This window comes from Sphingomonas sp. FW306-1B-B10E, from assembly GCF_058782005.1.
This window is the reverse complement of sequence record NZ_JBYSXG010000028.1, coordinates 36,724-56,939: the sequence shown is the minus strand read 5'-3', so window position 1 is coordinate 56,939 and position 20,216 is coordinate 36,724. Positions and strand designations below refer to the sequence as shown.

The following is a 20,216-nucleotide window of genomic DNA, read 5'->3' as shown; positions in this document are numbered from 1 at the left end:
CCCCCAACCCCTCCCCTGAAGGGGAGGGGCTTGCTAGAGCCGCGACCGTCGTGTCGACTAAGTCGACATAGGCCAGCCCCTCGGCGAGCTTGAGCGCGGTCTCGAAGCTTTCGGCCAGGCGGGTGGCGATTTCGCCGCCGACCACGAGGCGGTCGACCACGACCTCGATGTCGTGCTTGTACTTTTTGTCGAGCGCCGGGGCTTCCTCGATCAGGTAGGTCTCGCCGTCGATGCGGACTCGCTGGAAGCCGGCCTTCTGCCACTCGGCGAGCTCCTTGCGATACTCACCCTTGCGGCCGCGGACTACGGGCGCGAGGAGGAGCAGGCGGGTGCCCTCGGGCAGCGCGAGGACGCGGTCGACCATCTGGCTGACGGTCTGCGCGGCGATCGGCAGCCCGGTCTCGGGCGAATAGGGGATGCCGACGCGCGCCCAGAGCAGGCGCATGTAATCGTAGATCTCGGTGACCGTGGCGACGGTCGAGCGCGGATTGCGGCTGGTGGTCTTCTGCTCGATCGAGATGGCGGGGGAGAGGCCTTCGATGTGGTCGACATCGGGCTTCTGCATCATCTCGAGGAACTGGCGCGCGTACGCGCTCAGGCTCTCGACATAGCGGCGCTGGCCCTCGGCATAGATGGTGTCGAAGGCGAGCGAGGATTTGCCCGAGCCCGACAGGCCGGTGATCACCGTTAGCGTATCGCGGGGGATGTCGATGTCGACGCCCTTGAGATTGTGCTCACGCGCGCCGCGGACGGAAATGGTGGTAAGTGCCATGCCGGTGGTTCTAGCTTTGTTCTGCGAGGGATTCCAGTAGGGGATGTAGGAACGCCGCGGGCCATGCGCCAGTTGCGAAGGTCGCGGAGGCGACCGGCAGCGATCCCGCCGCGTTGGCGCGCGTGTCTCTAGTGACGCGCTAGCGGACCGCGTCCGCCGCCGCGCCGATCGTCTCGCGCGCTTGCGATTCGGCGCCCTGCAACTGCGCCTGATAGCGCTTGAGCCGAACCTCCATCGCGTCGTGGCGCTGTTTCATCAGCGCGCGCGCCGTGTCGGCGTAAGGCAGCGCCTCGTCGCGAAGCGACCGACCAGTCAAGTCGTTGCCCATGCGAAGGTTTTCGCCGGTGACCATGTTGCTGATGCAGAGGGCAGCGTGGGTCGACGCGTTGGACGTGCGCAAGGCGTTGCCCGTAAGCGCGTTGCTCTTGCGCAGGGAATTGCCGGTCTGACGGTTGGATTCGCGCAGTCGCGCGAGCGTCTCGTCATATTCGGCGCGGCTGTTGACGTTGACGAAGCTGCCGCCGCCCGCATCGGAGACCGATTTCAGCGCTGCTGCCTCGCTAGAGGGCAGGCCGAAGCCGATCACATTGACGATCGCGCGCGTCATGCCGCCGTTGATCCGCCGGGCGACCGCCACCGGATCGCCTCCGCAGGTCTCCTCGCCATCCGAGACGACATAGATGACCTGCTCACCTGGAGTAGCGGAGCGGGCGAGCAGCGCCTCCGCCTTGGCGAGACCGGCAGCGAGCGGCGTCCAGCCCACCGCGCGCACGCGGGAAACAGCGGCGCCGAGCTGCGCACGGTTGTTCGACATCGGGGCGAGCAGGTCGACGGCTGCGCAGGATTTGGCCTTGCCCGCCTCGCTATTGTCGCCCTGCTGCCCGAAGACGAGCAGCGAGGCCTCCACGGACGGGGGCAAGCCGTCGACGAAGCGCGTCGCCGCCTCGCGGGCAAGATCGAGCTTGGTCTGGCCGCCGATGCGGCCGGCCATCGAGCCGGAACCGTCGATGGCGACGACCACGCGAACCGGCGGCGCGCGCAGCCCGATGCCTTCATCCGATCGCCGCTCCAGCGTCGGCTGTTCGAGCCCGACCTCCGTGTAGCACTGATCCGGATTCTCGGTGGTGAATTGGCCGACATAGGCGCGCGCCTTGGCGATCTCGCCGGCGCTCGCGCCGCCCAGCGACGCCGAAGCATCGTTTTTGGTTTCCTTCCCGCCACCGCCGCATCCGCAGACCGCCAGTGCGAGGAGACCGGAAACGCAGCGACGAGCGATATCCATCGGACAAGGTTAGCACCACGTTTTGCGAACCGCAAAACGCAGTTGGGCGAGTCTCCGGCGACAGGGTTCTTGTCGCCAGGGTGACGGGGCGGGGGTACGGCCGGGCGCCACGCTTGCCGCGCCAGCGGGGGCCACTTCGACCCCGAAACCGCGGGTTACGTAGCGTTGCTGTTCCTGCGCGCCTGTGCAGCTGCTATCTTGCCGCCGAGGCGCCGGGGCAGGGTTCGGCGCAATGAGGGGGGTTGTATGCGCATTGGATATCGGCGCCTTCGCGCGCGCGTGCTGAGTCAGTCGTCGGTGGCTGTACTGGTGCTGGCTGCGGGACTTACCCTTGCCGACAGTGCCGCCGCGCAGACCTGCGGCTCGGGGACGGCGAGCGGCACCGCATCGACCGCCTGCGGCACATTGTCAGAGGCAACCGGCAACGAATCGACAGCCCTTGGATGGCGGGCCACCGCAAACGGCAATGATTCGACGGCGGTGGGGCACCAGTCCTCTGCCGACTTCGACCGGGCGACCGCGATCGGCGAGGGCGCGGTGGTGAGCGGCGACCGGGGGACTGCGGTGGGGTCCGTCGCTTTCGCCGGCAAGAACGCCACCACGCTCGGCACCGCGGCCGAAGCCTCCGAATCGGCAATCGCGCTGGGTCGGCAGACGCAGGCATCCGCCCAGGCGATCGCGATCGGCAGCTGGTACGATTATAATTCGGACGGCTTCATCTTCGCCGAAGAGATTACGGGCGCCTACGGCACGGACGCGATCTCGGTCGGCAACCGATCCTATTCGCTCAAGCAGAGCGTCGCGATCGGGGGGCTGGCGCTGGCCGGCGACCAGACGGGCGAGATCAACGCCACGGCGCTCGGCTACGCGGCCAAGGCATGGGCGGGCAACAGCACGGCGCTGGGGGCGCTGGCCGAGGCATCGGGGGCGAATGCGCTCGCGGTCGGTTATGACTCCGAGGCAACCGGATTGCGCAGCATCGCGCTGGGCAATGCCGCGCACGCCGTTGGGCAGGACTCGACCGTGCTGGGCTCGGGCGCCTGGGCGGTGGACGCGCTGGGCACCGCGGTCGGCGCGACTGCGGTGGCCAACGACGCGCGGACGACCTCGGTGGGCGCCTTCGCGCAATCCTTCGGTCAGAATTCGGCGGCGTTCGGCGTCGGCGCGATCGCCAATGGCGGCAATTCGACCGCGATCGGCACGACTGCGCGTGGTGCCGAGCGCGCGGTGGGCATCGGCACCGAAGCCAATGCGATCGGCAATGGCTCGGTGGCGATCGGCAATGTGGCGCGCGCGAGCCAGACCAATGCGATCGCGATCGGCGGCTGGGCGGACCTCGACGGCGACGGGGTGGTCGAGTCGGACGAGATCGTAACGGCGTCTGGGTTCAATGCCGCCGCGCTGGGCACCCGCGCAATGGCGTCGGGGAACGACGCGATCGCCTTTGGCAGCGATGCGCGGGCGAGCGTGGCGGATGCGCTGGCATTCGGGCGCTCCGCGAGCGCGTCCGGGATCGACGCGCTGGCGTTGGGGCGGATGTCGAGCGCGACCGGAATGGGCTCGGTCGCGCTGGGCGCGGGTTCGGTGGCGAGCGCGAACAATGTCGTCTCGGTCGGCAATGCGAGCCAGCAGCGCCAGATCGTCTACGTAGCGGCCGGCGCGGTGACGGCGGGCAGCACCGACGCTGTGAATGGCGGGCAGCTTCACACGACCAACCAGAATGTCGCCGCGGCGCAGGCGACGGCGGACAATGCGGCTACGGCCGCGGCAACCGCGCAGGCCACCGCCATTACCGGCGTTGCCAACGCGGCGACTGCGCAATCGACCGCGGACACTGCGCGCGCGGAGGCGGCTTCGGCGCAATCCACCGGGAATAGCGCGCTGGCCAATGCCGCCGCTGCGCAGGGTCGCGCCGATGCAGCCTTCGCCAATGCCGCGACGGCGCAATCGAGCGCGGATACCGCGCATAGCGAAGCGGCGGCGGCGCAATCGACGGCGAACGCCGCGCTCGCCAACGCGGCGACGGCGCAGAGCCGCGCCGATTTCGCCGCGGACCAGGCCGCGCTGGCGCGGGGCGAGGCGAGTGCGGCGCAAGTGCGCGCCGACGCCGCGCGTGCCCTCGCCCAGCAGGCGTTGGACAGCGGCGCAGTGACGGCGCAGACGGCGCGCGCTGCGCTCGACAATGCCGCCGTCGCGCAGCAGGCGGCCGATACCGCGCGCGGGCGTGCCGATGCGGCGCAGGCGGCGGCGGCGAATGCGGCGGTCGATGCGCAGGTCGCACGATCGGTGGCGGACAATGCCACGGTCAACGCCGCCGCTGCGCAGCAGACCGCCGATCTCGCGCTGGCGCGCACCGACTATATGGCGATGAACATGCGCGGCGCGAAGCCGGTCGCCGGCGGCGCGAATGCGATGGCGATGGGAAGCGGCGCGCAGGCGCGGGGCGACAATGCCGTGGCGCTGGGTACCGGCGCGGTTGCCGAGAACGGCGCGGCGGTGTCGATCGGCGCGGGCAACCGGGCATCGGGCGCCGGGGCGGTGGCGATCGGCGATCCCAATGTCGCGGCGGGCCGCGGCGCCGTGGCCATGGGCGCGGACAATAGCGCCACCGGCACCGGCGCGGTGGCGATCGGGGCCGACAGCGTGGCGAACGGGCAGTCCGCCGTCGCGCTGGGCTTTGGCGCGAAGGCGCAAGCTGCGGGCAGCGTCGCGATCGGCGAGGGTGCGGTGGCGAGCCGGGCGGGGCAGGTCGCGCTGGGCAGCGCAGGATCGACCTATACGCTGCCCGGGATCGCCTCGACGGCGAGCCGGGCGGCGCAGGCGGGCGCGGTGCGCTACGTCACGTCCGACGGTGCCGGCAATCTGGCGGTTTCGGATTTCGGGCCCGATGCGCTGGCGGCGCTCGACCGTCAGCTCGGCGTCGACCGGCGCGAGATGCGCCGCGGGATCGCCACGGCGGTTGCGATCGGCACCGCGCCGATCCCGTCCGAGCCGGGGCGCACCAGCTATGTGCTGAACGGCGCCACATATCGCGGCGAGCAGGCGGTCGGCGGCGGCTTCGCGCACCGGCTGAACCTCGAGGATCCGGTCGCGCTGACCGCCGGCTTCTCCTATGCCGGCGGCGGCAATACCGCGCTGCGGCTGGGTGTCGCCGGCGAGTTCTGAGCGCGGGCGCTGCCTATTCCAGCGCGCAGCCCTGCAGCACCGTCGTACCCGCCAGCGCGCCGACGCTGCGGCAGGAGACGGTGATGCGGTCGCCCTTGGCGAGTTCGGCGAGCTGCCCGCGGGTGCCCGAGGGGAAGTTGACCAGCACGAAATTGAAGCGGGTGCGCCCTTCGAGCGACAAAGCCGGGGTCGGGCCGGGGGTGACCATCGTCGCGATCGTCCCCGAGACGGTGACCGGTCCGTCATAGCGCGCGCGGGCGCCGTCGGGATCGGCGTGGAAGGCCGAATCGAGGCTGGCGGCGGTGGTGGTCGTGGTGTCGGCATCGGCTTCGGCGGGCGTGGCTTCTGCTTCCGCGGGCTGGGCGTCGGCGGCCTTGTCGCTGGCGGCGACTTCGGCGCGTTCGGATCGCTCCGCGCGCGTGGTGTTGTCGCCGGCGATCGGACGGGCGCCGTCGCGCTGGGTCCACCAGGCGATGGCAATGACCGCCAGCGCGACGACGATCACGATCGGCAGGATCAGGCCGCCCCGCCCCGGGCGCGAGGCGGGATGGACGGCGGGCTGGGGCGCAGGTCCCGGCATGGGCCGCGCGGCGGCGGCCGGGGACTCGGCGGCCGGGGTCGCGGTGCCGCATTTGGGGCAGAAGCGCGCGTCATCGGGAAGCGTCGTGCCGCATTGGCTGCAAAAGGCCATCTTACCCTCCGTCCAAGTTGCCGCGAAGGACGCGGCAGGAATTGAATCGTTCCGTACTCGTATTGAGCGAGGCCGGTGCGCCGCCCGCAGGCAGGGGCTCAGTTGGCCAATTGAGACAAGCCCTGGAAGATTTCGGCGGCACTTTCCCCGGTGAGCCGCTTGCACCACCGATCGAGTATCCACACCACGAGCAAGCCGAACACCGCGATGCCGATCAGGCCCATGACCTGTCCCAACCCGCTCAGCAGCACGAAGCCGAGGAGCGCGCCGGCGATTCCGCCGAAGAACTCGCCGATTGCGAACAGGATCAGCAGGAACCACCGGCCGCGGCGCACGGGGGCGGGGCGGGGCTGCTTGTAGCTGCGCAGGGTGGCGCGGGGGCGCTCGCGGGCCGGGCGCGGCGGCGCCAGCGCAGGGCGGTCCGCCAGCGCGCGCGCGGGCGCGAGCATCGCCCAGCGCAGCGAGCGATAGAGCGCGGAGACGATTGCGATCAGCAGGCCGGCCATCAGGAGCATGCCGCCGGGCTCGTCGCCGCGGGGAAACCAGGTCGTCGTCACAAGTGCGGCGGCGATGACCGCGAGCCCGAATGCGGCGGTGTGGAGCAGGAAGCTCACGCCGCCCCGCGCGATGTAGCGGTCGATTTCCGGCTCGGTGACGGGCAGCGCCGGCCCGGTGCCGTTGGCTCGATAGACGAAGCCGTCGCCGAACCGCTCGAACTGCAGCGCCATGCCGGTGCCGAACAAGGAGAGGATGCCCATGATCGTCCTCCATCTTCCCGCGCGTCACGCGCGGGGTTGAATCAGGTGCCGGTCTTGCCGGCTGCCGCGATGCTCTCGCGCACGCGGGCGAGCGCCGCCGCCTCGACGTCGCGCTGGCCCATCGCCGCCCAGGAGCCGCTGACGTCGAACATGCAATGGCCGTGGACGGTCGCGACCAGCGAGCGCGCCAAAGTGCCGATCGCGTCGTCGGGTGCGCGGCCGAGCGTTGCCGCCACTTCGCGCACCACCACCTGCATCAGCCGCGCCCGGGCCTCGGCCTGGTCGGGCGAGATCGCCTCGGGCGGCGCGCGGTGCTCGTAGATCGCCGACCAGCGCAGCGGGTTGCTCCGCGCAAAGGCGAAATAGGCGGCGACCAAGGCGGCGATCCGATCGGTGCCGGCCTCGACCAGCCGGGCCTCGAGCGAGTCCGCCCACAAGGCGAAGGTGCGGGTGTTGATCGCGGTGACCAGCCCGTCGACATTGCCGAAGACATTGTGGACCGTTCCGACCGTATAGCCGACGCGCTTGGCGACCTCGCGCGCGGAGAAGCCGGAAAAGCCGGTCTCGGCCATCAGCGCCTCGCCCGCCTGCAGGATCAGTTCGTGCAGTTCCTCGCGGCTGTGATCGGATCGTCTGCCCATGAAGTCTCGCTCGTCGGTCTAAGGGTCGACCGCCGCCGGCGCGACGGCCGGCGGCGATCCCGTTCGTGGCAGTTTAGCGTGCGCGGCGGAACAGCACACCGCTGCGCGGCGTCGTCCGGTTCGACGCACCCAGGCCGCCGAGCGAGGTGATGATCCCGCCGCGCGTTCGGGTGAGGGTGAACAAGGGCGCGCCCGAACGATAGCGGCCGCCGATATTGCCGGTGCCGAATTTGTAGAATTTCACCGTGATCGAATTGGCGCGCGGCGTGACCGTGCACTGGATGCGGCGGTTGGTCTGGAAGCCCTGGCCGGTCAGCGTGCAGCCGGTCGAGCCGTTGCCCGGGCCGATCGCGAGCGTGTAGGTGATGAATGCGGCGATGCTGTCCGACGGCGTCGCGCCGCCGTGACGGCCGACCTCCTCTTCCCAGACATAGCGGCCGGTCCAGCCGGCGACCTGGGCGCTGGCGGCGGCGGGGAGCGTCACCGCCGCGGCAGTGAGGGTGAGGGCGATCGATTTGGTCCAAATAGGAAGCTTCGTCATGTTGCGTCTCCTTGGATTGCGTGGGTGAACGTTTGGACGGGCGCCCGGCCTCAGCGGCTGAGCAGCGACATCCGCCCGGTGAGCGGGGTGATCGCGAAATCGGCACCGCCGCGCGGCGACGGCCACATCGCGACCTGGAAGCGCTGCTTCGCGGCGCAGGCATTGACGGTCCAGATCTCGTAATGGCCGCCTAGCGCGACGGCCGGCCGGGTCGGCCGCTGGGGCGCGAAGCTGCGCGGCATCACGTCCATATGCGCCGAGAACAGCATCGAGCAGCCGCCGCTGCGCTTCGAATAGGCGGCGATCTGCTGGAGCATATCGCTGGCGAGCTGCTGGCTGGCGAGCGTGCGTCCGGTGACTTTGACCGGGGACGCGGCCGCCGGCTGGCTCAGCGCGGCCGTAGCGATCGCGGCGGCGGCGATGAAGTGCGTGCGCATCATGGTCCTTCTCCTTCGTCACGCTCCGCTAAGGGGCGGAGGCGGTGACCGGCTTGGCCACGAGGAGATAATTGATCAGCGCTCAGTTTGGTTCAATTGATCGGCGATCAATTGTGTGTGGGACGCGGTGGGGCGTTGTTCGTGGGCGCCCCCTCACGCCGCCGCGGTCAGTGCCTCGGTGACTTCGCGGACCTTTGCGGCGCGCTCTTCGGCGGGACACAGCTCGAGCGCGTCCTCGAGGTCGGCGGCGCGGGCGCCGAGGGCGGCTTCCTTGAACATGCCGGCCGAGCCGGCGAGCTTGTGGAGCAGGCCGCGCAGCTCGGCGATCGAATCGTCGTCGAAGCGCTCGGCGGCGGCGATGCCTTCGGCGCAGGCGCGCAGCTCGGCCTTGCGCGATTCGTAGCGGGCGCGAAGGTCGGACGAGATGGCGAGTTTCGGGGCGGGAGCCGACGGCGCGTCGCCGGCGGGCGCGGAGGTGGCGCGCGTCCAGCGGCGGATCAGCTTGGCGAGGTCGGCGAGCTGGACCGGCTTGGCGATATGCGCCTGCATTCCCGCGGCGAGGCAGGCGGCGACGTCGTCGGCATAAGCGTTGGCGGTCAGCGCGAGGATCGGCAGCGTCTCGGGGGTGAAGCCCGACTTGCGAATCTGCCGCGTCGCCTCGATGCCGTCCATCACCGGCATCTGCATGTCCATAAGCACCAGGTCGAAGGGCATGCCGGCATGTGCCGCGTCCTTGACCGTCTCGCAGGCCTGCGCGCCGTCCGGAACGGTGACCGATTCGTGGCCGAGCCGGGCGAGCATCGCCTCCATCAGCGCCTGATTGACGTCGTGATCCTCGGCGAGGAGGATCTTGAGCGGGCGCTCGGGCTGGTCCTCGCGCGCGTCGCCCGGCGCGGCGTGCGCGTCGGCGGGGTCGGCGAGACGCAGCGGCACGCGCAGGGTGAAGCGGGTGCCGACGCCGGGCTCGCTGGTCAGCGTCAGCGAGCCGCCCATCAAGGTAGCGAGCTGGCTGCTGATCGCGAGGCCGAGCCCGGTGCCGCCGAAGCGCCGCGCGGTCGACTGCTCGGCCTGGACGAACTGCTCGAAGATCGCGGCCTGGCGGTCCTTGGGAATGCCGATGCCGGTGTCGGCGACGGTAATCTCGATATTGGCGCGGCGATCGTGCCAGCCACGCCGCGCCTCGATCGAGACGCTGCCCGCCTCGGTGAACTTGACCGCGTTGCCGAGCAGGTTGAGCACGATCTGGCGCAGCCGCAGCCCGTCGATCAGGACGAACATCGGCAGCTCGGGCTCGACATCGAACCAGACGCGCAGGTTCTTCTGCGCCGCGGCGGGCTCGATCAGCTTGACGCAATTGCGCAGCGCGTGGCGGAAATCGACCCGCTCGGGCGCGATCTGCATCTGCCCGGCCTCGATCTTCGAGATGTCGAGGATGTCGTTGAGCAGCCGCATCATCGCCTTGCCCGAATCGACGATGAGCTGGGCGTGGCGTTCCTGCTGCGGGGTGAGGTCGCTGTTGAGCAGGAGATCGGCGAAGCCGAGCACGCCGTTCATCGGGGTGCGGATCTCGTGGCTCATATTGGCGAGGAAGCTCGACTTGGCGCTGGCGGCGGCTTCGGCGCGGTGGCGGGCGATCTCGAGCGCGAATTCGAGATGCTTGCGCTTGGTGACGTCGCGCAGCGAGGCGATGACTTCTACGGGCGCATTGGTCTGGGTGTCGCGGACGAGGCCGCAATTGGCTTCGATCCAGGTCTCGCCCGGGGTGCCGCGCTTGTGGATGCGATTGGTGGTGACGCCGTGCTCGATCTCGCCGCGGACCAGCCGGCCGTAAAAATCGAACAGCGAAGGCTTGTCGTCGTCATGCACCAAGGTTGCCATCGACGCGCCGACGGTGAGCTCGGGGGCGACGCCGAGCACCGGCTCGGTGGAGGGCGAGGCGTAGGTGATCGTGCCGCCGAGATCGATGCGGAACACCGCATCGGTGGCGTTCTGGGCGAGCAAGGCGAGCTGCGCCTCGGCGATCTCGCGGCGCGCGATGTCGCGCTCGAGCTGGTCGTTGGCGGCACGCAGCGACAGCATGCGCTCGCGCCGGTCGCGCACCACCAGCAGGGCGAGCAGCAGGACGAGGAACGCGCTGCCGAAAAAGGCGATCTCGAGGGGAAGCTCATAGGCAGCGGCGCGGGCCTGGCGCTTGTCGAGCAGGCGCTGCTCTTCGCCTTCGATCTCGCCGATCACCTGGAGCAGGCGGACGCGAGTCTCGCGGGTGGCGGGGCGGCCCAACAGCTCGAGCGCGTCGGCGGTGCGGCCGGTGCTATGGAGCCAGATCGATCGTTCGGACCCGGCCAGCCGCTCGCTGATCAGCGCTGCCAGCCGCGCGACACGAATGCCCTGGCCGGGATTGTCCGAAGTGCTGCGGCGCAGCGCCTCGACGTCGCCGGGAAGGGCGCGGCTCGTCGCGGCAAGGGTGGCGCGGTCCTCGGGGTCGCTGGTGAGCAGATAGCCGCGGCGCGACATCTCGGCGCGCAGAGTCAGGATGCGGACCTTCGACAGACGCTGGCCGACCTCGAAGGTATGACGGACCCAATTCTCTGCATTCTGCTTCTGCCAGGCGAGCCAGAAGCCCGAACCGGCACAGCAGATCAGCAGAAGAAACACCGCCGCGATCAACGTCCGCGACCGGCGCCGATTGGCATCCGTCATCATTGGGTTCCCTGAAACGCCCACCTTTACATATAGAGCATAATCTCCAAACTTCCGATTAGCGGTGACAACTGCCGGTCCCCGGGATTTCTCCCGGGTTGCGACCCGAAGGGAAAACTGGGCGTTATAATGGAGAGGAGGCGCCGTGGCGCCGGCGGAGGATCGAGGAACTGGAATGGCGCGGATCATCATCGCGGACGACGACGAACTGGTGGGCGAGATGGCGCGCGACGCGCTGATCGCGGCGGGGCACGGCGCCGGGCTGGTGCATAACGGCGCCGACGCGCTCGCGATCGTCAAGGCGCGCCGCCCGGACCTGCTGATCCTCGATTGCAACATGCCCGAGATCTCGGGCGTGCTGCTGGTGCAGGAATTGCGCAAGATGCCCGAATATGCCGATCTGCCGGTGATGATGCTCACCGGGCGGCGCAGCGAGCGCGACGAGGAACTCGCGCGCTTCGCCGGCGCCAACGACTATATGAAGAAGCCCTTCGACCCGGACGAACTCGTCTTCCGGGTGGAGGAACTGCTGGCGGCGCAACGCTGATGGCGCGGATCATCTATGTCGAGGACGACGAGCTGGTCGGCGAAATGGTGCAGCAGGTGCTCACCGAGGCCGGACACCTGATCGGGGTGATCAATCACGGCACGCTCGCCTTCGAGACGATCGCGTTCAAGAAGCCCGACCTCGTCATCCTGGATCGCGGGCTGCCCGGGATGAACGGCGTCGACATCCTCACTGCGCTGCGCCGGCTGCCCGGGCTGTACCTCACGCCGGTGCTGATGCTCACCGCCAAGGGCGGCGAAGCTTCGGTCGACGAGGCGATGGAGGCAGGCGCCAACGACTATCTGGTCAAGCCGTTCGAGCCCGAGGAGCTTGTCCGCCGCGTCGACGAGGTGCTCAGGAACAATCTGTTCCGGCGCAGCGGCTAGGGTCCGTACTCAACACCCGCAATGGTCGTGACGGAGCCGATTTTGGCGCACAGGGAGGAATGAGGAGGGAGCGATGCGATGTCATCGTGACCGACGAGTGACGTGGCTGTGCGCCAAAAGCGGCCCGCCGCTTCGCGGTCGCCCGGAGACGAACGCTGGACTGCGTCAGTTCACTTGCACGGGCCACCAGCCCGCGCCGCGCGACCTTCCTTGCCAGCGCCCGTCTCCGGGCGATCACGGCCGTTGTGGGTATTGAGTACGGACCCTAGACTGCACTTTCTCTCAGGTTTTGCTGTCAATTCGTTGTAAGCGACAGTCATCCGTTGTTCAGCGCCTCGGGCGGATGCTGGCGGCAGAACAGGAATGGGAGGCGGGCATGCACTGGGCAATCGCGGCGCGGCTGGGCACGATCGGCGGCGCGCTGGCGCTCTCGGCCTGCATGATGCCCTATGACGGCGGCTACGAGGCACCGCCGCCCGCCGCTTATAGCGCAGTCGAGAGCCCCGACCTCTACGCGTTCATCGACCGGGCGGACTCGATGTGGGAGGCGATCGGCAACGCGCCGCCCGATTACGCCTTTTCCTTCGAGGGTGCCGAGCCCTGGGCCTGGGAGCTGCAGGACGGGCAGCGCATCGTCGTCGAGGAGACCGCCGACGGCATCCAGAGCTATTATTTCTCGCCCGACGCGCGCGGGCCGTTCCTCGCGGTGCGGCCGGGGATGAGCTTCGGGTTCGACGGCGAGACGGTGGCGGTGGTCTATGGCCCCGATGGCGGCGCGATGCCGCGCGAGGCCGGGGTCGCGAATCTCGGCGAGGGCGCAGCGCTTTACGCGCGGGGGCGGCAGCTGCTGCGCGCGATGCTGCAGTCGCAGCGGCGCGAGGTCGACAGCCAGGCGTGGATCGACACCGGCCCGATCCTCTGGGGTAGCGTGGCGCTGTGGGACGAGGGTCGCCGCCGGCATCCCGGCTGGGGCCACCACCGCGACGGCGCGCGCGACGCCGAGTGGCGGCATCGCTTCGAAGCCGAACGGCTGCGCCGCGCGGCGCTGGCCGAGCAGTTCCGCCGCTGGCGCGAGGGCGGCTTCCAGGGCCCGCCGCCGGGGCATTTCCACCGTCCGGGCGAGGGGCATGCGCCTGGTGCGGGCAGGCCGGGCACGCCGGGCCGGCCGTGGACCGGCCGGCCGCCACAGCCGGGACAGCAGGGCGGCCCACCGGGCGGTCAGCCGGGCGCGGGCAGGCCAGGCGTTCCGGGGAGGCCGTGGATCGGTCGCCCGCAACAGCCGGGCCAGGGCCGGCCGCCCGGCGCGCAGCCGGGGCGGCCGCCTCGCCCCGAGGGCGGGTGGCCTTGGCGCGGCGGCGGGCGTCCCGACCGCCCGAACCCGCCTGCTGCAGGGACCCCCGATGCACCTGCCGTGACGCCGGTGCCGGCGCCGGGTGCCGGCGTGACGCGGCGCCCCGGCTGGGTCGGACGTCCGCGGTTCGAGCGCGGCGATGGCGAGCGCGGTGGGCAGGGCCGCCCGCAGGCGGCGCCGGTCATGGACGGTTCCGATGTCGGCGTGCCGCGACCCCGGCCCGACGGCCCGCGGCGCTGGGGCCGTCCCGGCGGCGCGGGCAGTGGCGACGCACCGCCGCGTCCCCGGCCCGAGGGGGTGTGGACCCGACCTGAGCGGAGCGCACCCGCCGTGGCACGGCCCCCCGCTGCGGCGCCGGCACCGCGCCTCGCGCCACCCGAGCGCAGCGCACCTGCCCCGCGACTCCAGGCCTCGGCGCCAGCGCCGCGCGCTCCGTCACCGCGCTCTTCCGACAGCGGGGTCCGCGAACGGCGCGTGCCCGAACCGGACTAACGGTTCTAGTTGCGGGCTGTGGAAAGCGGTCGGTCGGCTGACGCCCCAATCTCGGCCGTCTAGGCCGCGTTACCTAGATCGCAATTGCGGACGCTCGTGCTCCCGCTTAGGCATGCGAGATGCGTGCGAATTATCAGACAGTTTTCGATCTAACGCTGCAAACCGACTTAATTCATCCGGCCTATTGGTTCATCGGCATCTTCGTAGCTGCCGGCATCCTTCTTGTCGCTCTGGCTTGGTTGGCAGTCCGGAAACGTTGGCGTTGGCGTCGTTCACTTCCGTCCTTTGCAGCCTTATGGATTATCATCTGCACGTTCATAATCGTAACGGATGTCCGTGACACGGCAGCCATCCGAAGGGCCGTAAAACTTGGTGAGATTCAAACAGTGGAGGGCTGTTTAGACTATTTTCGTCCCGGAACTCCGTCCGGGACGAAGACGACGGCGGGCAATGAGGAATGGAGCGTAAATGGGCTCGTATTCAGCTATGGAGCTGGAGAGCGCCGGCCTTCCTTTCACCTTGTCTCAACTGCCGGAGGCGCAGTTCGAGCAGATTCCAGAGTGAGGGTCGGCTTTGTTGTGAGCCCCGAATATGGGAGGCGCGAGATTATCAAGCTTGAGCTTGCGTCCCGCGCGTGTCCAGCAGCACGTTTAGTTGAACCGCTCGCGCAGCCGTAACGCAACTTCCGCTTTCCCTCATTTCGGGCCGGAAGCAGACTTACGGCTTCCCACCCGAACCCGGACGCTCCAAATCTGTGTGCGGGCGCAAAAAAAGCGGAGTGGCAGCCTTTTCCTGATTGCGGCCGGCTTTCTTCAAGCCCTCTCCCGCTTTTGCGGGAGTGGGTTGGGTGAGGATCTTCTTCTTTTGCCTCGTCAGCCCAGCCGATCCGCGTTCAGCGCCGCAGCGAGCCCCAGAGCAGGGGCTTGGCATCGGTCGCGTCCTCGCGGAGCTTCGACGCACGGCGACTTGTCTGTCGGCAGACGGGCGTGCGCATGCGACACGAGTAGAAGAAAGAAGACCCTCACCCAACCCTCTCCCGCGAAAGCGGGAGAGGGCTAGAAGGCAGCTAACCACCCATTTGCCGCGGTTGCGCAGCGCTCTGCTGAGTGCCTGTCCCCGCCCGAACAGCGTGTCGGCGCCCGATCACGCCGGCTTGAACGGGATCAGCGTCTCGTATTGCGCGAGCGCCGGGGCTGCCGGGATGATCGCGCGGTGCCGGAGCAGATAGGTGTGGCGGACGATCTCGGCCTGTTGCTCGAGCCCGTATTTCTCAAAGGCCTGGCCGGGCTTGAGCGCGTAATCGTAGCGGCAGAAGGGGTGGCGCTTGATCGGCAGGAAGATGCCCTTCTGGTGCTGCCAGATATGCGTCATCTCGTGGACGAACAGTCCCTGCACGCCGAGCGGCGACTGGCTGAAATCGTGCGTGTAGATGCCGCTCTTGGGGTGGAAGTGAATCGTGCCGCGCGGCGCCATCGTGGTGTTCGACGGCTGGAAGAAGATCCACTTCTTGTTGGCGACGCGCGCCTGCGCATAGTCGATCGCGGCGCCGAAGACCGAGGCGCACATGCGGATTTCGCCTTCGGTGAGGGGGCGGCTGGTCATGCGCGCAGCATGACGGCTTGCCCGATGCTTGTCACTGGCGTTTCGGCACGCACCCGCGGCCGTCAATCCGCAACCTTGCGGTCATTGTCCGTCACGGAACGGCAACCCCCACGTCACCGGACTGGCGCAAAACGCTTCTAACGCGCCCCTCGGCTGCACCGGATCGGGCAGCAAAAGGGGGAAGACACATGGTTCGTACGTCGGTTTCGCTGCTGGCCCTGACGGTTTCGCTGCTAATGCCCGCCGCCGCGATGGCGCAGGGGGCCGAAGCCTCCGATCCGGCCGCGTCCGGTGCCGCCGCGGCGAACGAAGCCGACGACACCTCGCCGATCGTGGTGACGGGGCGCGAGACGCGCACCTCGGTGGTGTTGCCCGGCGCCGAGATGCAGAAGATCCTGCCCGGCGTCAGCCCGTTGAAGGCGATCCAGACCTTGCCCGGCGTGCTCTACATCACCGCCGATCCCTGGGGATATAACGAGCAGAACGCGCAGACCTTCATCCACGGCTTCGCCGCCAACCAGCTCGGCTACACGATGGACGGCATCCCGCTGGGCGACCAGAGCTACGGCAATTACAATGGCCTGTCGCCGCAGCGCGCGGTGATCTCGGAGAATGTCGGGCGCGTCGTGGTGTCGACCGGCGCGGGCGACCTTGCCACCGCGTCGAACAGCAACCTCGGCGGCACGGTCGAGACCTATTCGTCGGATCCGCGGCCGGCGTTCGGGCTGGAGGGCGCGCAGACCTTCGGCAGCTACAGCACGTCGCGCAGCTATCTCCGGCTCGACACCGGCACGTTCGGGGGCAACAATTCGGCCTATGTCTCGGCGGCGCGCCAGCATGCCCGGGCGTGGGATTTCGACGGGATCCAGGGCGGCTGGCAGGCCAATGCCAAGTTCGTCCACGACGATGCGATCGGCAAGCTGACGCTGTACTTCGACTATAACGACATGACCCAGCCGAACGAGGACGCGACCGTCTTCTTCAAGCCTTCGGCCGGGGGGACGGCGACGCCGGTCCAGCTCTACACGCCCTATACCAAGCCGTTCTCCTATCCGGACTTCGACTTGTACCGGACCAGCTATCTGAACGCGCTGGGCAACTCGCCGGCGGCGGAAGGCAGCAACTACCGCAATTATTATTCGGACGCGCAGCGCACCGATTATCTGGCCTATGGCCGCTATGACGCGAAATTCTCGGACAATGTGACGCTGTCGACCACCGCCTATTTCCACCACAATGACGGCGCGGGCGTCGTCGCGGGGCCGCTCGGCCAGTCGATCACCACCGCGCAGCCCTATCTCGACCCGGCCTATGCCAGCCTGCCGGCCAATTGCCGGTTCGGCGGCAATGCCAATGGCGTGCGTCCGGCAGCGTGCACCGCGCTGACCAACGCGCAGGCGGCAGCGGCCGGGGCGGCCCTGGTCGCAGCGACCGGCGGCTCGGGACTGATCACGCGCACCACCGAATACCGCATCGATCGCTACGGCGTGCTCTCGGCGCTCAACCTGGAGCTCGGAGACCATACCATCGAAGTGGGCGGCTGGTTCGAGCATAACAGCACGACGCAGTGGCGCCGCTGGTACGGCGTGAATGTCAACGATCCCGATTCGAGCACGCCTTACATTCGCCCGCTCGACGCCGCGAAGCCGCTGTTCACGCAATATCAGGGCGAGGCGCGGATCAACCAGCTGCAGCTCCATGTCCAGGACAGCTGGCAGGTGATCGATCCGCTGCGCGTCCAGTTCGGGTTCAAGACCAGCGCGCAATGGGCCAATGGCTGGTTCCCGGTGCAGCCCAGAGCGGGCTCGCTATCGGGGCTGACCGGCGGGCTGCCCGAGGGCAAGATCGACACCAAGAACTGGTTCCTGCCCGCGGTCGGCGCGACCTGGGACTTCAACGGGCACGAGCAGGTCTATTTCAACGTCCAGAAGAATTTGCGGCAGTATCAGGCGTATCTGGCGGGCGGCGGCGGACCCTGGTTCACCGGCAGCCAGGCGGCTTTCAATGCCTTCGCCGACGAGGGCAAGCCCGAGAGCAGCTGGACCTACGAGGCGGGCCTGCGCACCAACCGTACTTTCGACGGCGATATCGGGCTGAGCGCGCAGATCAATTACTATCACGTGGTGTTCAACAACCGCCTGCTCGCGATCTCGACCAACCCGGGCGGCATCGCCGGCGGCGGGATCACCGGGGGCACCTCGATCCTGGTCAATGTCGGCGACGTCCATACCGACGGCGTCGACGCGGCGCTTACCCTGCGGCTCGGCCGGACCTTCTCGCTGTACAATGCGACGTCGTACAATCTCTCCGAATATCAGAGCGATTATACGTCGACCGCTTCGGGGATCGGCGCGGCGACGGGGACCTGCATTGGCGGCTATCTGGTCACCGGCGGGGTGGTGCCGACTTGCGGCAAGCGGCTGCCCGGCACGCCCAAATGGATGAACAAGACCGTCGCGACTCTGTCGGTCGGGCCGTTCGAGGCGCAGGCGATCGGCGACTATGTCGGCCGCCGCTACGCGACCTTCACCAACGACGTCAGCGTGCCGTCCTTCTTCCTGAACTCGCTGCGCCTCGCCGCGAAGCTGCCCGACGGCACGCTGCCGCTGCGCAAGGCGGAGATCGCGCTCAACGTGACCAATTTGACCGACGAAAAGGGCGAATCGACGCTGTCGATCGGCTCGGCGACCAATGGCTGGTCGGCCTATCCGATCGCGCCGCGGCAATGGTTCCTGACCTTCTCGGCGGCGTATTGAGGCTGCCGGGGGCGGCAGAGCCTCCCGCTTGTTCGGATAGGGGCGGGGGCGCCCAGCGACCTTCTAGACCTCCCGGCGCGGCGAAGGAGGAAGACCGTCACGTAACCCTCTCCCGCGGAAGCGGGAGGGGGTTAGAAGCCGGGCCAGCTATATGAGCCTATGCCTTAGTTGAGCAGCACGCCGGGCAGCGCATTGGGCTTGGCGGCGAATATCGGCGCCGCGAGGGCCTGATCCCGAGTGACGAACCTCGCCGCCTGTTCGGCGAGTGCGGCGACTTCGGCGCTGAGATTGCGGGCGGCGGCCGAGCTTTCCTCGACCATCGCGGCGTTCTGTTGCGTCGCCTGGTCCATCGTCCCGATCGCGGCGCTGACCTGGGTGATCGCGGTCGATTGCGCCTGATTCTCGGCGGCCATGCCGCCGATCAGTTCGTGGACCGCGCGGACGCCTTCCGAAATGTCGGCGAGCGAGCCGTCGACCTTCTGGACCATCGCGACCGCCGCGCCGATCTCGGCCTGGGTGGCGGTCAGCTGGTCGCGGGCGCGGCCGGCCTCTTCCTCGGCGCGCATCGCGAGCGCCGAGACCAGGTCGGCGACGACCGCGAAGCCGCGACCCGCCTCGCCGGCGCGCCCGGCCTCGACCGCGGCGTTCATCGCGAGCACGCGGGTCTGGAAGGCGATCTTGTCGAGCCCTTCGATGACGCTGTCGATGCCGCGCGCGCTGTCGCTGACGCGAGTCATTGCCTGGACGGCTTCGTCGGTGACTGCGCGGCCGTCCGACACGATCGCGATCGCCCCGTCGGCGCGCTCGACGGTGCGAGTGGCATCGCTGGCATTATGCTTGAGGCGGTCGTCCATCCGCTGGATCGCTGCCGAAGTCTCTTCGAGGCTGGCGGCGTTGGTCTCGGTGCGACGGGCGAGATCCTCGGAGGCGCGGGCGATCTCGGTGGCGCCGGCGCGGATCGAGGCGGCGCTGGCAGTGACGGTGCCGATCAGCGCGCGCAGGCTGGCCAGCGCGTCGTTGAAATTGGCCTTGAGCGCGGCATAGGCCGAGGGGAAGTCGCTGCGGATCTCGGCAGTGAGGTCGCCATGGCTGAGCGCTGCGAGGCTCTCGCTGAGCGTGGTGGTGACCGCCGCCTGCTCGCGCGCGAGGCGGGCGTCGGCGGCGGCGCGCTCGACCGCGGCCATGCGGAACTGCTCGACCGCGAGCGCGATCGCCCCGAGCTCGTCGGCGCGGTCGCGGTGCGGGACGATCGCGGTCTCGCCCTTGGCGAGCCGCGCGGTGACTTCCGAGACTTCGACCAGCGGGCGGACGACGCGGCGCAGCAGGACGAAGGCGCAGGCGGCGATCAGGCCGAGCAGGAGCGCGGCGAGGATTCCGAGGATCACGATCGTCGTGGTCAGCAGGCTGCTCGCGTCGCTTTCTACTCCGGCCTGATAGGCAGTGGCATCGGCGACGAGCTTGTCGATCTGGACGCGGTGCTCGGCGTAACGCTGCGACAGCGCCGCATAGCTGCGCGCGGCGGCGGCGCGGTCGCCGCGGGCGATAGCGGGCAGGTAATTGTCCTCAAGCTCGCGCCAGAAGGCGGCGGCGGGGCCGTGGGTGGCGCGCGTGACGCCCTCTTTCAGCGCGGGATCGAGGTTCGACTCGGTCCAATAGGTGTGGCGGGTGTCATATTCGTCGTGGAGCTTGCGCAGGCGCTTGCGTGCCTCTTCGAGCCGCTGCGGCTGCTGGAGCAGCAGAGTCGCCTCGAGATAGGATTCGATGACATATTCGGGCGGCGGGAGGATGTCGGCGATCAGGTCGGCGGCCTGGCGCGACTTGACCTGCATCGCGCCGCCCATGCGGATCGCATCGACTCGCGTCGCGGCGATCACGCCGCCCAGCAGCAGCAACGCCAAAAGCGCGGCACTGCCCGCGCGGACCATGTTTGCGATCTTCATCTTCGTCGTCCGCTCCCCCGGGCACCGATATCGCCATTATAGAGGGCGTTGCGGCGGACTGTGCCGAAGGGGTTGTTTTAGCCGCGGCAGGGCGATTCCGGGTTGGTGCGCGACACGTGCGGGCCAATACTTGCAATAGGATCGTCACAATTGTC

The 20,216-nt window shown here is 68.9% G+C and carries 15 protein-coding genes and 1 pseudogene; 6 read left to right on the top strand and 10 right to left on the bottom strand.

From position 1 onward, the window contains the following. Positions 1-772: pseudogene (locus AC3WJI_RS12380) on the bottom strand (excinuclease ABC subunit UvrA); the annotation flags it as partial. A gap of 139 nt (positions 773-911) precedes the next feature. Continuing rightward, positions 912-2,054, bottom strand: a complete 1,143-nt coding sequence (locus AC3WJI_RS12375) for a VWA domain-containing protein (RefSeq protein ID WP_492757578.1) — start codon at positions 2,052-2,054, stop codon at positions 912-914. Positions 2,055-2,300: 246 nt separating this feature from the next. Between AC3WJI_RS12375 and AC3WJI_RS12370 the strand changes: the two genes are divergently transcribed. After that, on the top strand, positions 2,301-5,219 hold the full coding sequence (locus tag AC3WJI_RS12370) for a YadA-like family protein (protein WP_492757577.1): 2,919 nt from the start codon (positions 2,301-2,303) through the stop codon (positions 5,217-5,219). A 13-nt stretch (positions 5,220-5,232) separates the two neighbouring features. Here AC3WJI_RS12370 and AC3WJI_RS12365 read toward each other — a convergent pair whose 3' ends face one another. From AC3WJI_RS12365 to AC3WJI_RS12340, 6 genes are all read right to left on the bottom strand, one after another. Next, the gene (locus AC3WJI_RS12365) at positions 5,233-5,910 is read right to left on the bottom strand and encodes a zinc ribbon domain-containing protein (protein WP_492757576.1); all 678 of its coding nucleotides are present in this window, start codon (positions 5,908-5,910) and stop codon (positions 5,233-5,235) included. Positions 5,911-6,008: 98 nt separating this feature from the next. Then, the gene (locus tag AC3WJI_RS12360; RefSeq protein ID WP_492757575.1) at positions 6,009-6,668 is read right to left on the bottom strand and encodes a hypothetical protein; all 660 of its coding nucleotides are present in this window, start codon (positions 6,666-6,668) and stop codon (positions 6,009-6,011) included. A 41-nt stretch (positions 6,669-6,709) separates the two neighbouring features. Continuing rightward, complete coding sequence (locus tag AC3WJI_RS12355) at positions 6,710-7,309, bottom strand: TetR/AcrR family transcriptional regulator (protein ID WP_492757574.1); 600 nt, start codon at positions 7,307-7,309, stop codon at positions 6,710-6,712. Positions 7,310-7,382: 73 nt separating this feature from the next. Next, positions 7,383-7,850, bottom strand: a complete 468-nt coding sequence (locus tag AC3WJI_RS12350; protein WP_492757573.1) for a DUF5991 domain-containing protein — start codon at positions 7,848-7,850, stop codon at positions 7,383-7,385. 50 nt (positions 7,851-7,900) lie between these two features. Next, the gene (locus AC3WJI_RS12345; protein WP_492757572.1) at positions 7,901-8,290 is read right to left on the bottom strand and encodes a hypothetical protein; all 390 of its coding nucleotides are present in this window, start codon (positions 8,288-8,290) and stop codon (positions 7,901-7,903) included. A 150-nt stretch (positions 8,291-8,440) separates the two neighbouring features. Then, entirely contained in the window at positions 8,441-10,987 is a 2,547-nt protein-coding gene (locus AC3WJI_RS12340) for an ATP-binding protein (RefSeq protein ID WP_492757571.1), read from the bottom strand. A 175-nt stretch (positions 10,988-11,162) separates the two neighbouring features. Between AC3WJI_RS12340 and AC3WJI_RS12335 the strand changes: the two genes are divergently transcribed. The 4 genes from AC3WJI_RS12335 to AC3WJI_RS12320 all read left to right on the top strand — a co-directional run bounded on the left by AC3WJI_RS12335 (position 11,163) and on the right by AC3WJI_RS12320 (position 14,440). Further along, positions 11,163-11,534, top strand: a complete 372-nt coding sequence (locus AC3WJI_RS12335) for a response regulator (RefSeq protein WP_492757570.1) — start codon at positions 11,163-11,165, stop codon at positions 11,532-11,534. Continuing rightward, positions 11,534-11,920, top strand: coding sequence for a response regulator (locus AC3WJI_RS12330; RefSeq protein WP_492757569.1), 387 nt, complete (start codon positions 11,534-11,536; stop codon positions 11,918-11,920). Before AC3WJI_RS12335 ends, AC3WJI_RS12330 begins: the two co-directional genes overlap by 1 nt. A gap of 376 nt (positions 11,921-12,296) precedes the next feature. Then, the gene (locus AC3WJI_RS12325; RefSeq protein WP_492757568.1) at positions 12,297-13,763 is read left to right on the top strand and encodes a hypothetical protein; all 1,467 of its coding nucleotides are present in this window, start codon (positions 12,297-12,299) and stop codon (positions 13,761-13,763) included. A gap of 119 nt (positions 13,764-13,882) precedes the next feature. After that, a complete protein-coding gene (locus AC3WJI_RS12320) occupies positions 13,883-14,440 on the top strand; it encodes a hypothetical protein (RefSeq protein ID WP_492757567.1) in 558 nt (185 codons plus the stop codon). 466 nt (positions 14,441-14,906) lie between these two features. Here the strand turns inward: AC3WJI_RS12320 and AC3WJI_RS12315 are convergent, their stop codons facing one another. Then, positions 14,907-15,365, bottom strand: coding sequence for a vgr related protein (locus tag AC3WJI_RS12315; RefSeq protein ID WP_492757566.1), 459 nt, complete (start codon positions 15,363-15,365; stop codon positions 14,907-14,909). A 188-nt stretch (positions 15,366-15,553) separates the two neighbouring features. Here AC3WJI_RS12315 and AC3WJI_RS12310 point away from each other — a divergent pair, with 188 nt between their 5' ends. Then, positions 15,554-18,121, top strand: coding sequence for a TonB-dependent receptor (locus tag AC3WJI_RS12310; protein ID WP_492757565.1), 2,568 nt, complete (start codon positions 15,554-15,556; stop codon positions 18,119-18,121). A 164-nt stretch (positions 18,122-18,285) separates the two neighbouring features. On the opposite strand, the gene AC3WJI_RS12305 is transcribed toward AC3WJI_RS12310, so the two are convergent. Beyond that, positions 18,286-20,061 (bottom strand): methyl-accepting chemotaxis protein, encoded by a 1,776-nt coding sequence (locus AC3WJI_RS12305; RefSeq protein WP_492757564.1) that lies wholly within the window; start codon positions 20,059-20,061, stop codon positions 18,286-18,288. Between the last annotated feature and the right edge of the window lie 155 nt (positions 20,062-20,216).

Excerpts from the sequence above, each read along its gene's own strand:
- AC3WJI_RS12375 (WP_492757578.1), bottom strand. The coding sequence starts at position 2,054 with ATGGATATCGCTCGTCGCTGCGTTTCCGGTCTCCTCGCACTGGCGGTC.
- AC3WJI_RS12370 (WP_492757577.1), top strand. The coding sequence starts at position 2,301 with ATGCGCATTGGATATCGGCGCCTTCGCGCGCGCGTGCTGAGTCAGTCG.
- AC3WJI_RS12365 (WP_492757576.1), bottom strand. The coding sequence starts at position 5,910 with ATGGCCTTTTGCAGCCAATGCGGCACGACGCTTCCCGATGACGCGCGC.
- AC3WJI_RS12360 (WP_492757575.1), bottom strand. The coding sequence starts at position 6,668 with ATGGGCATCCTCTCCTTGTTCGGCACCGGCATGGCGCTGCAGTTCGAG.
- AC3WJI_RS12355 (WP_492757574.1), bottom strand. The coding sequence starts at position 7,309 with ATGGGCAGACGATCCGATCACAGCCGCGAGGAACTGCACGAACTGATC.
- AC3WJI_RS12350 (WP_492757573.1), bottom strand. The coding sequence starts at position 7,850 with ATGACGAAGCTTCCTATTTGGACCAAATCGATCGCCCTCACCCTCACT.
- AC3WJI_RS12345 (WP_492757572.1), bottom strand. The coding sequence starts at position 8,290 with ATGATGCGCACGCACTTCATCGCCGCCGCCGCGATCGCTACGGCCGCG.
- AC3WJI_RS12340 (WP_492757571.1), bottom strand. The coding sequence starts at position 10,987 with ATGACGGATGCCAATCGGCGCCGGTCGCGGACGTTGATCGCGGCGGTG.
- AC3WJI_RS12335 (WP_492757570.1), top strand. The coding sequence starts at position 11,163 with ATGGCGCGGATCATCATCGCGGACGACGACGAACTGGTGGGCGAGATG.
- AC3WJI_RS12330 (WP_492757569.1), top strand. The coding sequence starts at position 11,534 with ATGGCGCGGATCATCTATGTCGAGGACGACGAGCTGGTCGGCGAAATG.
- AC3WJI_RS12325 (WP_492757568.1), top strand. The coding sequence starts at position 12,297 with ATGCACTGGGCAATCGCGGCGCGGCTGGGCACGATCGGCGGCGCGCTG.
- AC3WJI_RS12320 (WP_492757567.1), top strand. The coding sequence starts at position 13,883 with ATGCGTGCGAATTATCAGACAGTTTTCGATCTAACGCTGCAAACCGAC.
- AC3WJI_RS12315 (WP_492757566.1), bottom strand. The coding sequence starts at position 15,365 with ATGACCAGCCGCCCCCTCACCGAAGGCGAAATCCGCATGTGCGCCTCG.
- AC3WJI_RS12310 (WP_492757565.1), top strand. The coding sequence starts at position 15,554 with ATGGTTCGTACGTCGGTTTCGCTGCTGGCCCTGACGGTTTCGCTGCTA.
- AC3WJI_RS12305 (WP_492757564.1), bottom strand. The coding sequence starts at position 20,061 with ATGAAGATCGCAAACATGGTCCGCGCGGGCAGTGCCGCGCTTTTGGCG.